The 15,220-nt window shown below is 74.0% G+C and carries 10 protein-coding genes and 1 tRNA gene; 2 read left to right on the forward strand and 9 right to left on the reverse strand.

Annotated features, from left to right (window positions below; translation table 11 throughout):
- The first annotated feature begins 1,150 nt into the window (after positions 1-1,150).
- Positions 1,151-3,349, forward strand: a complete 2,199-nt coding sequence (locus SCA03_RS22310; RefSeq protein ID WP_141275600.1) for a DEAD/DEAH box helicase — start codon at positions 1,151-1,153, stop codon at positions 3,347-3,349.
- A 124-nt stretch (positions 3,350-3,473) separates the two neighbouring features.
- Positions 3,474-3,546, forward strand: a tRNA-Lys gene (locus SCA03_RS22315).
- An 885-nt stretch (positions 3,547-4,431) separates the two neighbouring features.
- Here the strand turns inward: SCA03_RS22315 and SCA03_RS22325 are convergent.
- The 9 genes from SCA03_RS22325 to SCA03_RS22365 form a co-directional block, all read right to left on the reverse strand.
- Positions 4,432-4,776 carry a hypothetical protein gene (locus SCA03_RS22325; RefSeq protein ID WP_086817919.1) on the reverse strand — a complete coding sequence of 115 codons (345 nt, stop codon included), beginning with the start codon at positions 4,774-4,776 and terminating at the stop codon, positions 4,432-4,434.
- Between the two features lie 297 nt (positions 4,777-5,073).
- On the reverse strand, positions 5,074-5,739 hold the full coding sequence (locus SCA03_RS22330; RefSeq protein WP_086817918.1) for a CatB-related O-acetyltransferase: 666 nt from the start codon (positions 5,737-5,739) through the stop codon (positions 5,074-5,076).
- A 282-nt stretch (positions 5,740-6,021) separates the two neighbouring features.
- Entirely contained in the window at positions 6,022-6,741 is a 720-nt protein-coding gene (locus tag SCA03_RS22335) for a DUF4232 domain-containing protein (RefSeq protein ID WP_141275601.1), read from the reverse strand.
- A 230-nt stretch (positions 6,742-6,971) separates the two neighbouring features.
- The gene (rfbB, locus tag SCA03_RS22340) at positions 6,972-7,958 is read right to left on the reverse strand and encodes a dTDP-glucose 4,6-dehydratase (protein ID WP_141275602.1); all 987 of its coding nucleotides are present in this window, start codon (positions 7,956-7,958) and stop codon (positions 6,972-6,974) included.
- 135 nt (positions 7,959-8,093) lie between these two features.
- Positions 8,094-9,161 (reverse strand): glucose-1-phosphate thymidylyltransferase, encoded by a 1,068-nt coding sequence (locus SCA03_RS22345; protein ID WP_030885483.1) that lies wholly within the window; start codon positions 9,159-9,161, stop codon positions 8,094-8,096.
- A complete protein-coding gene (locus tag SCA03_RS22350; protein WP_230988850.1) occupies positions 9,158-10,300 on the reverse strand; it encodes a glycosyltransferase family 2 protein in 1,143 nt (380 codons plus the stop codon). Before SCA03_RS22350 ends, SCA03_RS22345 begins: the two co-directional genes overlap by 4 nt.
- 148 nt (positions 10,301-10,448) lie before the next feature.
- Complete coding sequence (locus tag SCA03_RS22355; protein ID WP_078873914.1) at positions 10,449-11,057, reverse strand: helix-turn-helix transcriptional regulator; 609 nt, start codon at positions 11,055-11,057, stop codon at positions 10,449-10,451.
- 318 nt (positions 11,058-11,375) lie between these two features.
- Positions 11,376-12,026, reverse strand: a complete 651-nt coding sequence (locus SCA03_RS22360) for a GOLPH3/VPS74 family protein (RefSeq protein ID WP_086816098.1) — start codon at positions 12,024-12,026, stop codon at positions 11,376-11,378.
- A gap of 396 nt (positions 12,027-12,422) precedes the next feature.
- The gene (locus tag SCA03_RS22365) at positions 12,423-15,203 is read right to left on the reverse strand and encodes a class III lanthionine synthetase LanKC N-terminal domain-containing protein (protein ID WP_141275603.1); all 2,781 of its coding nucleotides are present in this window, start codon (positions 15,201-15,203) and stop codon (positions 12,423-12,425) included.
- Positions 15,204-15,220 lie beyond the last annotated feature (17 nt).

A 15,220-nucleotide genomic window follows, 5' to 3' on the forward strand; every position in this document is an offset into this window, starting at 1 on the left:
AGCCCCGGTACCCCAACCTTCGTTCTCCACCCCCACCCGCGGGGCGGTGGTGGGGCGACGGAGACCAGCCCCGGTACCCCAACCTTCGTTCTCCACCCCCACCCACGGGGCGGTGGTGGGGCGACGGGCGGGCGTGACCTGTTGGGGTGACAAAGAGTTGGGCAAGACGCTCGCCGATGCCCCGCGTTGGAGGTCCCCGTGCGCCGTTCCCGTACCGCTCCCACAGCTGCCGCCCGGGCGACGGTGGGGGCGCTGATACTGGCGGCGGTCTCCACACTCAGTGGCTGTATGACGGTGTCCGGGGACGGCGGTGCGGGCGGCGGCGGCGACAACGCGACCCCGGTGGGCAACAGGTCGGACGACGACGGCGGTGCGGCGGAGCCCGAGGGCGGCGTGGACGGCCAGGGGCAGCGGGCCCGCGGCGGTGACGGGCCGGAGGGGCGCGGGCGCGGCGGCGAGGGCGAGGACGGCGAGCGCGGCGGCGCACACGGGAAGCACGGGAAGCACGGCGGGCACGGCAAGGGCGTGAAGCACGGCGGGGACGGGGGCGCGGGTGGAGGTCCGGGCGGAGGCTCGGACGGTTCGTCCTCGTCGGGTTCATCGGGTTCATCGGGTTCATCGGGCTCATCGGGGTCGTCCGGCTCGCCGGGTTCCTCGGGGTCGCCGGGTTCGTCGTCGGGGGGCGGGCCGGGCTCGCGGCCGACGCACTCCCCGGAGGATCCGGGGACCCCGGGCGGCGACGGCGGTGGAGACGGAGGCTCCGGTTCGCCCACGCAGCCGCCGGACCCGTCGCCGACGAAGACCGACCCCGACCCCTCTCCGACCCGGACGACGGCCTCCCCGTCGCTGTCCGCCTCGGATCACTCCCGCTCCCCGTCGGCCTGACGGGGAGCGCGCCGCCCCGCCCCCGCCGGCCCCGCTCCCCGGGGACAGGAGAGCGGTGCGGGCCGGTCGGGGGCCCATTTGCGTGGCTGCTCACCGGCCGCGTATGCTGGTAGATCGTTTGATCCCATTTGCCCGGCGCCGTCATCAGAGCGCGCCGCGTGGCGCGTTCCTCTCTGGCCGTGGCTGACCGCATGGAGGCGGTCTTTGCGAATTCACGGAGTTCTGGGCGCGTGCCGTATCGACTCCGGAAGGTTTCGCATTTCGCATGTCCGTCACCACGCATGACACCGTCCTGTCCGAGAACCCGGACAACCACCCCGAGCACCCCGAGCACACGGAGGCCGGAACCGTGGCCTCCGGTGCCTTCACCGCCGAAGCGGAGGCCACCGCCGACATCGCTGCCGACCACGACACCGACCACGACATCGACACCGCCGTCGAGGACGAGGACGTGGCGGCCGACGGCGGAGCCGAGGAGACGAAGATCACCTTCGCCGATCTCGGGCTGCCGGAGTCCGTCGTCCGCAAGCTGGCGCAGAACGGGGTGACCGCGCCCTTCCCGATCCAGGCCGCGACCATCCCCGACGCGCTGGCCGGCAAGGACGTGCTCGGCCGGGGCCGCACCGGCTCCGGCAAGACCCTCTCGTTCGGCCTTCCGCTGCTGGCCCGGCTGACCGGCGGGCGCACCGAGCGCAAGCGGCCCCGCGGCGTCATCCTCACGCCCACCCGCGAGCTGGCCATGCAGGTCTCGGACGCCCTCCAGCCCTACGGCGACACGCTCGGCCTCAAGCTCAAGGTCGTGTGCGGCGGTACGTCGATGGGCAACCAGATCTCCGCGCTGGAGCGGGGCGTGGACATCCTCGTCGCGACGCCGGGCCGGCTGCGGGATCTGATCAACCGCGGCTCCTGCTCGCTCGACGACGTCGAGACGGCGATCCTCGACGAGGCCGACCAGATGGCCGACCTGGGCTTCCTGCCCGAGGTCACCGAGATCCTCGACCTGGTGCCCGAGGGCGGCCAGCGGATGCTCTTCTCCGCGACGATGGAGAAGGAGATCGACTCGCTGGTCAAGCGGTACCTGGTCGACCCCGTCTCGCACGAGGTGGACGCCGCACAGGGCGCGGTGACGACCATGACGCACCACGTCCTCGTGGTGAAGCCGCGGGACAAGGCGCCCGTCACGGCCGCCATCGCCGCGCGCAAGGGCCGCACGATCATCTTCGTCCGCACCCAGCTCGGTGCCGACCGGGTCGCCGAGCAGCTGTGCGAGTCCGGGGTGCGGGCCGACGCGCTGCACGGCGGTATGACGCAGGGCGCGCGCACCCGCACGCTGGCGGACTTCAAGGACGGCAAGGTCAATGTCCTGGTCGCCACGGACGTCGCGGCCCGCGGTATCCACGTCGACGGCATCGACCTGGTGCTGAACGTCGACCCGGCCGGCGACCACAAGGACTATCTGCACCGCTCCGGGCGCACCGCGCGCGCCGGCGAGTCCGGCACCGTCGTCTCGCTGGCGCTCCCGCACCAGCGCAGGCAGATCTTCCGGCTGATGGAGGACGCCGGCGTGGACGCGTCGCGGCACCTCATCGCCCGCGGTGACGTCTTCGACGACGATGTGGCGCGGATCACCGGTGCCCGCTCGCTCACCGAGGTGCAGGCCGAATCGGCCACGAACTCCGCGCGGCAGGCCGAGCGGGAGGCACGGCAGCTGACCCGCAAGCTGGAGAAGCTCCAGCAGCGGGCCGGTGAACTCCGCGAGGAGGCCACGCTGTTGATCGCGCGCGCCGCGCGGGAGCGGGGCGAGGACCCGGAGACGGCCGTCGCCGCCGCGGCCGAGGCCGCGGCCGCCGAAGCCGCAGCCGAGGAGAAGGCCGAGGCCGAGCGCCGCGAACGCGCGGAGCGGGCCGAGCGGGAGAAGCGGGAGCGCCGCGAGCGCGAGCAGCGCGAGGGACGCGACCGGGACCGCGGCGACCGCGGCCCCCGGGGCGGCTCCCACGACCGCCGCGACGGCCGCCGGCCGTACGACCGCGGTGAGCGGCGGGACGACCGTGGCGGCTTCCGCCGCGACGACCGCAAGGACCGCGACCGCAACCGGGACGACCGCCCCTACGGCCGCGACCGTGACCGCAACCGCGACGACCGTCCCTACGGCCGTGACCGCGACGACCGCTCCTTCGGCCGTGACCGCGACGACCGTTCCTACGGCCGCGACCGGGACCGCGACCGCGACCGGGACCGCCGGGACAACGGCGCCAGGGGCGGCGGCTTCCGCCGCGAGGAGCGTCGCGACCGCGGCTTCCGCAACGGCGACCGCCCGTACCACCGCGACCACCGGGACCGCCGCGACGACCGTCGCCCCGGCCGCGGCGCCGACCACCGCTCCAGCTCCTACGGCCCCGGCCGCGGCCCGGCCCGCAGCTCGGACCGCCGCGCCGACAAGCCCCGCTGGAAGCGCAACAGCTGAGCCGTCCGGCCCGCCCGCGCACCCGGCCCGTGCTGTCGAAGGCATGGCCGAGTACAGCCTCGAAGGCGTTCAACCTGGAATGCCTTCGAGGCGCGCGCGGCAGCCGGGCTATGCTGCTCGGTGCGGGCCGTTAGCTCAATTGGCAGAGCAGTGGACTTTTAATCCATTGGTTGTGGGTTCGAGTCCCACACGGCCTACCGCGAGGGACGAGGGCTTCCCCCCTCCGACCTGCTGCGCAGCGCCCGAGATCACAGGAGTGTGGCTCGGGCGCTGCGGCGTTTCCGGGGTGTGTGCGGGGAGCCGGATGCGCCTGCGCCGCCCCTCGGGCCCGGGAGATCCCGGGCGGTGCCCGGCCCTCCAGCGTCCGCTTCCGCGGTGGGAGGTGTAGCAGACCGGTCGGCGGGCGCTCGACGAAGCGCAGAAAGTCACCGATCTCCACGGCCCCGTCCACGACGGCTCCCGCCTCCCTGAAGAGTGAGGAGCACGTCGGGGCTCCGGCTACGTCGCTCGTGGACTCCGGACGCTACGGGACGGGCGCTACGGGACGATCTCCGCTCCGACGGTCGTGATCGCCGCGTAGCCGAACTGGCCGCCGATATCGGCGACTTGCACGTGGTGCGATGAGAGAGGGGTAGAAATGTCGAACATCGAGGGCGCCCGCCTGTTCCGGGAGACCTGGATCGCCGGAGTCAACAAGCACTACCCGGGCGTTCCCAAGCAGAGCTATGTCACGCCCTGCTTCCGCAGTGCCTGCACCGTTTCCGTGCTACGCGGTCGGTCCTGCCGTGGGTGGCCGTCAGGGGACGCTGTTCGCTGATGAGGTCCCAGTCTTTCCTGTCCGGCCACATGACCCATCCCCACCCTGCTTCGGAATGGCTCACGTGGGGATGGTGATTGCACTTGTCCGGCAAGTGCGCCATGCCGTGCGGCGAGATCCAGATTCTCTCCGGTGCGGGGACGGCGCCGCTGTCTGTCTCGTCGGCCATGCCACGGATCCTGCCAGGCTTGGCGGCCGGGCAGGGAGGCATTGCCGGATCCGTGGTCCCGGTGGCCGGGCGGGTTCGGGCCGGGACCGGGCTCTGCTAGCGGGGGCGGGTGAACCAGTGTCGTGTCGAGGTCTGGGTCAGGAGTATGACGAGGACGAGGTTGCCGAGGAGGGGGACGACGCCGGCGGGGGTGCGGGCCAGCGACAGGAAGGACAGGACGAGTTGGAGGACGGCCAGCAGGACGGAGCCTCGTCGTACTCCGTCGCGTCCTGAGGTGTAGCGGAGGGCCAGCACTCCGGTGAGCACGTTCAGCAGGGTCAGCGGGGCGGCGGCTCCGGCGCTCCTCGCTCCGCCGTGGGAGGCGGCCAGCCACAGGTTCGCCAGGCACACCACGGCCAGGACGAGGGCCAGGACGCGGGCGGCCTGCGCACCGGCGGGCATGCGCGGTCTTCCGGTGCCGGGCGGGAACGGGCCGGGCTGGAGGGCGGGTTGAGGCCGGGATTCGACCGGTTGCCAGCCCGGGGACGGAGGGGGCTCCGCACTCATACGAGTCTCCAATGCGTCGGTGACGACCGGACGTCGCGCGTCGGCGGTCGCACCCTCATGGACATGTCCGTCCCATCCTCTACGGCCGGGCGCCCGCCGGTGCGGGGTTTCGCGCAGTGACCGGAGGTCGGGCGGAAGGCTCCGTCGGCGGGTCCCGGTTGCGGCGCGGGGTCCTCAACTCCGGGGGTGTGATCAGGAGGTGGGGGGTGTTGTGCGGGGTGCGGCCTGTTCCAGGGCTGTGATGTCGCCGGACATGACGGTGCGGAGGTGCTCGGTGAGGTGGGGGAGTGGCCAGTCCCACCAGGCGACGGTCAGGAGGCGGGCGATGTCGGCGTCGGTGTAGCGGCGGCGGATGAGCCGGGCCGGGTTGCCGCCGACGATTCCGTAGTCGGGTACGTCGTCCACGACGACGGAGCCGGAGGCGATGATCGCGCCGTGGCCGATCCGTACGCCCGGCATGATCAGCGCGCCGTGGCCGAACCACACGTCGTGTCCGACGACCGTGTCGCCGCGTCCGGGCAGCCCCGTGATGAGGTCGAAGTGGTCGGTCCAGGAGCCGCCCATGATCGGGAAGGGGAAGGTGGACGGGCCGTCCATGCGGTGGTTGGCGCCGTTCATCACGAAGCGTGTGCCCTCGCCCAGCGCGCAGAACCTTCCGATGACCAGCTTCTCCGGCCCGTAGTGGTAGAGCACGTTGCGGGTCTCGAAGGCGGTGGGGTCGTCGGGGTCGTCGTAGTAGGAGAACTCCCCCACCTCGATCAGCGGTGAGGTCACCAGCGGCTTCAGCAGCACCACGCGGGGCTGTCCGGGCATCGGGTGCAGGACGGTCGGGTCCGGGCCGGCCGGGGTGGCGGGCATGACGGCTGGCTTTCCTCTCCGGAGACGGACGGTTGGCGGGGCGCGGTGGTTGTCCGGGGCGGGGAGTCCGTCGTTCCCTCCCCGGCCCTGGACGGCCACCGTGCCGACCGGCCGGCCCAGTATGCGGCGGTCCGGGGGGCGGCACATCGCCTTTTCCGGCGGGGCCCTTCGGCCGGGGCTTTCGGCCGGTCTGCCGTCATGGCCTTCCGTCGTGGCCTTCCGTCATGCCGTCGCGGGTCCTGGTCCGAGCCCGGGCCGGGACCCGCGACGGCGGAAGTCCGGTCACTGCATGGCCAGTTCCGGGGTGGTGTTCCAGTAGGAGACGCGGCTGCTCTCGCCGCTGAGGGAGAGGCCGGCGCCGGGGGCCGTGAGGGTGGCGGTGTGGCCGGTGCCGTGCTGGTCGCGGGTGGCCAGTTCCACGGTGAGCTTCTTCTCGCGGTGCATGTTGGCGTTGTTGCCGGGTTCCAGGGAGAGCGCGGAGTAGGCGGACTTGCCCGGGTCGAGGGAGACCACGGACTGGGGCTGTCCGCCGCCGGCCTCGATCGGGGCCTGGGCGTCGGGGTAGCCGACGAAGGGGTAGCCGTACAGGTCGCAGCGGTCGCCGCCGGTGTTGGTGGCCTTGAGCAGGATGACCGGTGCGGAGCCGCCCGTCTGCTGGAAGCGGACGGTGGTGGTACGTACGTCGCACGGCTTGCGCTGGACGTCGCCGTCCCCGCCGCCCGATCCGGCGGTCGAGCCGCCGTCGCTGCCGCTGCCGGAGGTGGTCCGGTCGCCGCCGGAGCCGGTGTCCGAGCCGGAGGAGCCGCCGGTGCCGGAGTCGTCCTGGCCCGAGGTGCTGCCGCCGGTGTCCTGGGACGAGGCGGACGCGGACGGGGAGCCGGCGGCGTCGTCGGCGCCGGTGCCGTCGTCCTGGCAGGCGGTGAGCGAGAACGCGGCTGCCGCGGCCACGGCGACGAGGCCGGCGGTGCGGACGGTGCGGCGGGTGCGGCGAGCGGTCTTCATGGTGTGTTCCCCCTGGGTCGGTTCCGGCGCGGCCGCCCGCTTCCGCGGGGGTGTCCGGCCGCCTTCTCTGCTCGGTACGTCCTGTGAGATGGCGGTCGGCCGGGGGTTGTTCACGCGATCGTGTCCGTGTCCTGTAACAGCCTTCCGGGGCGCCTGTTGCCGGAGGTGTGCGCCGTCGTGCCGTCCGGGGTGCGGCGTCGTGCCGCCTCGATGCACGCCCGCGGGCGCGGTCAGCCGACGAGGGGTGCCCACCAGGCGCGGTTGGCGCGGTACCAGGCGACGGTGTCGGCGAGGGCCTCGTCGAACGTCCGGCGGGGTGTGTAGCCCAGCTCGTCGCGGATCTTCGTCCAGTCGACGCTGTAGCGCAGATCGTGCCCCTTGCGGTCGGGCACGTGCTCGACGCTGTCCCAGTCGGCGCCGCAGGCGGCCAGCAGCCGGTCGGTGAGCATCTTGTTGCTCAGTTCGGTGCCGCCGCCGATGTTGTAGATCTCGCCCGGCCGTCCGCCCTCCAGGACGAGCCGGAGGGCGCGGCAGTGGTCCTCGACGTGCAGCCAGTCGCGGACCTGGCTGCCGTCGCCGTAGAGCGGGACGGTGCGGCCCTCGATGAGGCGGGTGAGGAAGAGCGGGATGATCTTCTCGGGGAACTGGCGGGGGCCGAAGTTGTTGGAGCAGCGGGTGATGCGGACGTCGAGCCCGTGGGTGCGGTGGTAGGCGAGGGCGAGGAGGTCGGATCCGGCCTTGGCCGCGGAGTAGGGCGAGGCGGGGTCGAGGGGCTGGTCCTCGGTCCAGGAGCCGACGGGCAGGGAGCCGTACACCTCGTCGGTGGAGACGTGCAGGAAGGTGACGGGGTGTTCGGTGCGTGCCGCGGCCTCCAGGAGGGTCTGGGTGCCCAGGACGTTGGTGGAGGCGAAGGGGGCGCCGCCGGCTATGGAGCGGTCGACGTGGGATTCCGCCGCCAGGTGCACCACGGCGTCGTGCGCGGCGACGAGGGGGCCGACGCACTCGGCGTCGAGGATGTCGCCGCGGACGAAGCGGAGCCGTGCGTCGCCCTCCACCTCGCGCAGGTTCTCCGGATTGCCCGCGTAGGTGAGGGAGTCCAGGACGGTCACCGTCTCCGGGCGGCGGGTGCGGGGGGTGCGGGCGTGCGGGGCGGCCAGCAGGGTCCGTACGAAGTGGGAGCCGATGAAGCCGGCTCCTCCGGTGACGAGAACGCGCATGGTGGTCCTTGGTGGTCCGTGGTGGTGGGGGCGCGGGTGTGCGCTTCCGGGACAGGCGGCGCAGGCGGGGCGGTCGGTGGTGGGCGGGCCGGGTTCGGCGGGGACCGGTGTCGGGTCCGGCGGCGGCAGGCGGGGTCAGGTGGCGAGGTGGACGCGGCTGTGGTCGCCGAGGACCAGCCGGTGGGCGCGCGGCGCCCGTTCGGTGCCGGCGACCCGGACGGACCGGCCCACGAGGGAGCCCTCCAGCCGCCCGGCGTGCTCGATCGTCGAGTCCCGCAGGACGATGGAGAACGCGACCTCGCTGCCGGTGACGGCGCAGTCCTCGGCGACGGAGGTGAACGGCCCGATGTAGGCGTCCCGTACGACGGTGCCGGCGCCGATGACGGCCGGGCCGACGATGCGGGAGCGCTCGACGCGGGCCCCGGCGGCCACCCGGACCCGGCCGACCAGCTCGCTGGCGTCGTCGACGTGCCCCTCGACGGCGGGCGACAGGCCCTCCAGCACACGGCGGTTGACCTCCAGCATGTCCTCGACGTTGCCGGTGTCCTTCCAGTAGCCGGTGATCGTGGTGGCGCGGACGTCGCGGCCGGTGTCGATGAGCCGCTGGATCGCGTCGGTGATCTCCAGCTCGCCGCGGTCCGAGGGGGTGCAGGCGGCCACCGCCTCGTGCACCGCGGGTCCGAACAGGTAGACGCCGACCAGCGCGAGGTCGCTGCGGGGCCGGGCCGGCTTCTCCGCGAGGTGGACGACGGAGCCGTCGGCGTCGAGTTCGGCGACCCCGAACAGGGACGGGTCGGGCACCTTCGTCAACAGGATGTGGGCGTCGGGGCGTTCGGTGCGGAACGCGCGGACGCAGGCGCTGATCCCGCCGATCACGAAGTTGTCGCCGAGGTACATGACGAAGTCGTCGTCGCCGAGCCAGTCCCGGGCGACGAGCACGGCGTGCGCGAGGCCGCCCGGGCGGTCCTGCGGGAGGTAGGTGATCCGCGCGCCGAAGCGGGAGCCGTCGCCGAGAGCGGCGCGGATCTCCTCGCCCGTCGCCCCGACGACGACCCCGATGTCGGTGATGCCCGCCTCCACGATGGCCTCGATGCCGTAGAACAGCACCGGCTTGTTGGCGACGGGCACGAGCTGTTTGGCCGCCGTGTGCGTCAGCGGGCGCAGCCTGCTGCCCGTGCCGCCGGCCAGGACGAGCGCCTTCACCGGGTCCCCGCCTTCCGCCCGCGTGCGGACGCCGGCGCGGCCGGGGCGCACGCCGCGGCCACCTCCTCGATCAGCGCGCACACCCGGGGCTGGGTGGTGCGGACCAGCGCGGCGATCCGGCGGGCGTGTTCGGCGGTGCGGCAGCGCAGCGGCTGGGCCAGCACACAGCGCCGGTCCTTGCGGGTGACGACGAGATCGTGGAACGGCGGGGTGCGGGCCGTCATCGCGGCGGTCAGCTCCCTGGTCAGCTCCGCCGTGGGGACGGTGCCCCGGCCGCTCGGGGTGACGAACTCGGGGGTGCGGGCGAGCCGTTCGATCCACTCCGCGGTGTCGGCGGCGTGTGCCGCGCGGAACGGCTCGTCGTACCGCCCGTCCCGCAGCGCGCACAGGGTGGCGTGCGCGTGCCGCGGATCGTCGAACCAGGCGAGCGGCGCGTGGTGTGCGGGCCTGATGTGGTGGCGGCGGGTGCCGGTGTCGTCCAGCAGTACGGCCGTGCGGTCGAGCACCGTGGTCACGCGGGGCGCCAGGTCGGCGATGCGCAGCCACAGGTCCCAGTCCTCCATGCCGCCGCCCGCGTGCCAGGGCCCCGCGCGTTCGCCGAGGGCACGGCGGTAGGCGACGCGGGAGGGCTCCATGAGGACGCCCAGGGTCTGGAACTGAGGGTGCCAGCACATCTCGTGCGGACGGGAGCGCGCGGTGATCCGCCCGGCGCCGTCCTCCCGGACGAACCCGGTGACGACCATGTCGGCCCGCCCGGCAGGCCGGGCTCCCGCGCCGGAGGTCTCGCCGCCCTCGCCGCAGCCCGCGTCGCCGTCGCCGCTTCCGTCCCCGTCGAGGGCGGTGACGACGATCGACAGATGGTCCTCGCGCCATCGGTCGTCGTGGTCGAGGTAGGCGATGAGAGAGCCCCTGGCCTCTTCCAGCGCGAGGTTGCGGGGGCCGCTGGGGTGCCCGTGCCGGGCGGTGCGCAGCAGCCTGATGCGGGAGTCGGCGCGTGCGGCCCGCTCCACCCAGGCGTCGGTGTCGTCGTCGCTGCCGTCGGAGACGACGAGCATCTCCCAGTCCGGCATGGTCTGGGCCCGTACCGAGTCGAGCGTCGCGGTGATCGCCCGGGACCGGTTGTACGTCGGGCAGATCACCGACACCCGGGGAGGCACGCGGGAAGGCACGCGGGGAGACACCCGGGACGGCACAGGGGCAGGTGAGGAGTTCACGGATACCAGCTCTTCGCTTTCCGCCTCGGGGCGCCCGCCTCGCCGCTCGCGCGCGGGCGGGGCCGGGAGGGCGTCAGACGGCCCGCAGCCGCGGGGTCGGGCGGCCGGAGTTCAACAGGACGGCCAGCTGGGCCCGGTCCCGGCACTCCAGTTTGCGCAGCACGTTCGAGACGTGGAACTTCACGGTCGAGCGCTCGATGGTCAGCTTCTTGGCGATCTCCGAGTTCGACATACCGGCGGCGACCAGCGCGGCGACATCGTGTTCGCGGTCGGTGAGCTGCTCGAACCGGCCGCTCGGCGCGCTCTGCGGCGTCATGCCCGCCAGCACGTGCGGCACCAGCTCCGGTGAGATCCAGCCGCGGCCCCTGAGCACCTGGTGCACGGCCGAGACGAACCCCCGGTCGGGGTCGTCGCGGTCCACGACGCCCGCGGCGCGGCGGCTGAGCGGGGACCGCCAGAAGGCGTCGTCGCTCCCGCAGACGAGGACGATGAGCGGCACCGTGTCGGGCAGTACGGGCCGGGTCGTCAGCACCTCGGATTCGGCCACCACCACGTGGGCCTGCCGGGCCGGTACCTCCGTCGGGCCGTCGCAGGCGACGATCTCCCAGCCGGGCTCCGCCAGTGCGTCACCGACCCGGCGGTGCAGGGACGGTGTGGAAATGGCGAGGGCTATGCGCTCCATGTTCTCCCCCGATGATCCATGCCGGGGGGCGAGTGCCGAGCCCCTGGACGACCAGGCACTCGTTCCCCGTGCACTCACTTGAACATCGGTCAAAACCTAACATGCGTTTCGCGTGGTGCAGCCGGTCGTCCGGTGACGGTTGTGGAACGGGAGCGGAGCGGACATGTGCCCCGTGCCCGGCCGTCCGGGCAGGCCGGAGCACCGCGGGCCCGGGCCGGATGTCCCGGGTCCGCGGTGTCGTGGGGGCCGCGGTGTCGGCGGGGGCGCGGTGTCCGCCGTGCGCGGGCGGGGGTCAGGAGCCGTGCGCCGGGGCCCCGCTCAGGAGTTGACGATGATCGTCGCCGTCGTGGTGGAGGCGAAGGACGACAGCGTCGTCACGATGGAGTCGGTGATCTGCTGGAGCGCGGGATGCGCCCAGTGGCCCTGGGTGATCTCCGTGACCCGCCGTGCCAGCGCCTCCTGGTCGGCGTCCGGCAGCACCGTCTCCCACAGGCCGCCGTGGTGGATCAGCACCACCAGGCAGGCCGTGCGCTCGTCCGGCTCCTCGCCCCGGGTGGCCACGGCGGCCAGCCGCTCCCGGGTGGCCGCCACGGTCTCGCCCGCCAGCAGCTCGTACCGGGTGCGCCGCAGTGCGCCCTTGCGCTCCTCGCGCAGTGCGCCCTTGTCGGCCAGGGCGCGCAGCGCGGGGTCGAAGGCGGGGCGGCGCAGGGCGAAGATCCACCGGTGCAGATCGTCCTTCTCGCCCTGCTGGGCGAGCTGCTCCAGGGGGCCGTCCAGACCGGGCACGCCGAGGGGCGCGGCGTCGCGCACCAGCACGCGGTCGCCCTCCAGCCGGATTCTGTCCGCGAGCGCCAGCTCCAGGAGCGCGGCGGCCGAGGCGGCGTACTCGGTCTGGAGCTGGTGCCGGAACCGGCCGGAGTCGGCGTCGAGGGTGAGGAGAAGGAGCTGCTCGCCCAGTGTGAGGTCCATGGTGTCCTGCTCTCCGCCGTCCGGCGCACAAAACCTCCGGGTGGGCCGGACGGAACGGTCGAAGTGTCCTGGTGGAACGGGGTCGGTCGGGGTCGGTTGGAGACGGTCGGGGTCGGTCGGGAGTGGTCCGGGTCGGTCGGGGGTCGGTCGGCGGTGTGGCCGGGGGTGCTCGGTGGCGGTCGGGTGGAGCGGTGGCGCCGGCGGGGTGGCCCGGCGCTCCCGGACGGCCGGGGCGGGTGTGCCCGGGACGCCCGGACGCTCGGAGACGACGGATGCGGAACGAGGGGCTCGGGGGACGGGTTCCGTGCGACGGGCCCGGGTGCGGCGGGTGCGGTCGGGCCCGGGCGCGGCGGACCCGGGTGCGGGTGCGGCGGACTCGGGTGCGGGCGTGCCGGTTCAGAAGAACGGGAGCTGGACGCGTCCGCCCTCGAACACGGAGTGCAGGGCGAGCAGAACGCCCGCCGTGCCCGTCGCGACGTCCGTGGACAGCCGCAGACACTCCCTGCCGAGGAACGCGGGCCGGTCCTCGTGGCGTACGGCGTGCAGGCCGAGCGCCGCGAGCTGGGGCCGCAGCGCCTCGGCCGGTACCTCGCCGTCCGACAGGTGCAGCAGGGCCGTGAGCACCCCGGCCCGGCCGAGGAAGAGACCGGCTTCCGTGGTGAACCGCAGGGCCGTCGCCTCCCGCACGGTGTCGCGCACCGGCGCCCACCGGAAGTCCGGGCGGTGGACGAGGTGGTCGTGGAGCACCATGCCGGTGCCGCCGATGCCGACGGCGAGCAGCGGCAGCCGGCCGAGCGGCTCGGACGGCAGCGGGGCGCCGGGCCGCAGCCCGAGGGCCGTCAGATCCGCGTCGAGTGCGGCACCGGCCGCGTCCAGCAGTCCCGTCTCGCCGGTCTCCTCGTACAGCCGGAGCAGCAGCAGGGCCTCTCCCGTGGCGCCGTCGAGCAGCCCGGCCGGGGCCGGGCCGCGTCTGCCGGCGGGGTCGGCCGGTGCGGGCGGCTCTTCCCGTGCCGGCCGGGTGTGCCGCTCCGCGAGGCGGGCGCCGATCGCGACGGCCTTCTCCAACAGGTCGGTGGAGCCGGTGCGCCGGGCCAGGTCCAGATGTGTCAGGCCGATGCCGGCGAGGCCCTCGCCGAGCGCCGTGGCGGCGGGGCCGCCGTCCTCGGGGCCCGCGTCCGCCGGGGGTGTGCCGGCCCGGGCGAGGAGGTCGGCCGCCTCGTCGACGCGGCCGAGTTCGGCGAGCGCGTAGGCGATCCCGCTGTGCCCGTGCGCGAAGCCGGGCCTGGGGTCCTGCTGTGCGTGTGCGCGCTCGACGAGCCAGTCGGTCCATTCCGGTTCGACGCGGGCGCCGGTGCGGGCGAGCGCCCACAGCACACCGGCCGCGCCGTGGGCGAAGCCGGTGCCGCCACCGGTCCGCAGGAACTGCTCGGCGTCGCCCGGGAAGAGGCGGTCCAGGCGCTGCGGGGTGGCGGCGGCGCGGATGCCCTGGGCGAGGGCGTCGCGGAGCGCGGGCCAGGTGTCCCGCTCGGGGACGGTCCACAGGGGGGCTTCGTCCGCCGCCTCGCCGGGAGCAGGGGCGCGCCCTTCGGTGCGGGCGCGCCCCTCGGCCGGAGCGGGTGCCTCGGCGGGCGCGATCGCCCCGGCGGGAGCGGTGCCGGGAGCGGTGGCGGCCGGGGGCGGGGCGAGGGCGCTGCGGGTGCGGGCGGCGTAGTCGGTGGGGACGGGGAAGTGTGCGGTGATCAGGTCGAGGAGCTGTTCGACCTTCTGCGGGGACCACTGGAGGGCGCCCGCGAGCGGGGCGAAGACGGCGAGCCGGAGGCTGCCCAGCGCGTAGCGGTCGACGTGGGTGCCGGTGTAGCCGGCGGGCGCCATGAAGCCGACGGCGCCCATCTGCTGGACGGCGTCGTCCTCGACGGCGCTCGCCGTCTCGAAGTCGATGAAGGTGACGGCCGGGCCGCCCTGCCCGTCCGGCCCGCCCTGCCCGGCGCCCGGGGCCGTCCCCGCCGTGTCCGTCTCCGTCTCCGCGTCCGTGTCCGTCTCCGGGTCCGGGCCGACGAGGATGTTGCCGGGGTGCAGATCGCCGAAGACGACGCCGCGCTCGTGCATCCCGCGCACCCCCTCCTCGATGCGCTCCAGCACCCGCAGGGCCCACGCGGTGTACTCCGCGTAACTCTCCGGCGCGGTCACGCCGTTCAGCAGCGGGTTCCGCTTGCGCATCAGCTGGGAGAGCGGGGTGCCCTCGACATAGGCGCGGACCAGGAAGTGGTGCTCGTGGCCCTTGCGGTGGTCGACGAGTTCGGGGATGGCGGGCAGCCCGGCGAGCCGTTCGAGCGCCCAGTGCTCCTTGCGGTACCGGGCGACGGCGTCCCGCCCCTCGCTGTCCAGGCCCGCGTGCGGACGTGCCTCGCGCAGCAGCACCTGCCGGCCGGTGCGGGTGTCCGTCCCCAGGTAGACGCCGCCGCCGTTGGAGAAGTGCAGGGCCTTGGTGACCCGGTAGGGGAAGTCGCGCAGGGTGCCCGCGTTGCGCGCTGCCATCGCCTCCGCGAGGCAGTCGGGGAGGGTGACCCACTCGGGCGGGCGGAAGCCGGGTCCGCGCCGGTCGGGGACGAGTTCGCCGTCCGGATTCTCGATGCAGTAGACGGTCTCGCCGGAGGGCGAGCGCATGGTGCGCACCGCGAAGCCGCCGTAGCGCACGTACAGCGGCCCGGAGCGCCAGCGCAGATCGCTGAGGATGTAGGGGCCCGGCTCGCCGTCGAGCAGGCCGCCGAGTTCGTCGAGCACCCGGGCGAACTGCGCCTCGTCCAGCGGGTAGAGGGTGATGAACTTGCCGCTGCCGCTGCGCTCGCCGTACTTGCTGTTGCGCCGCAGCAGGGCGCGCGGGCTGCGCAGGAACTTGAAGGTGAGGCCCTCGGCCGTGCAGTACTTCACCGTGGTGCCGAGCACCCGCTCGGCGCTCTCCGGGGTGGCCGACACATGGATCTTCCAGCCCTGCCCGGGCAGTCGGACGCCGGGCGGGGTCAGCAGCACCCACTCGCTGCCCGGGGTGCGCTCCCAGCCGTCGGGGACGGGGTCGTGCGTGGCGGCGAAGTCCTCCTCCTCGGCCGCGCCGGCCGCCGCGTGGGTGTCGAACCAGGGCGTACCGGGCGGGCAGAAGCTGAGGTGTCGCAGGATGTCCATGGTCTCTTCTCCGGTGC

Source organism: Streptomyces cacaoi (assembly GCF_006539165.1).
GTDB classification, from domain to species: domain Bacteria; phylum Actinomycetota; class Actinomycetes; order Streptomycetales; family Streptomycetaceae; genus Streptomyces; species Streptomyces cacaoi.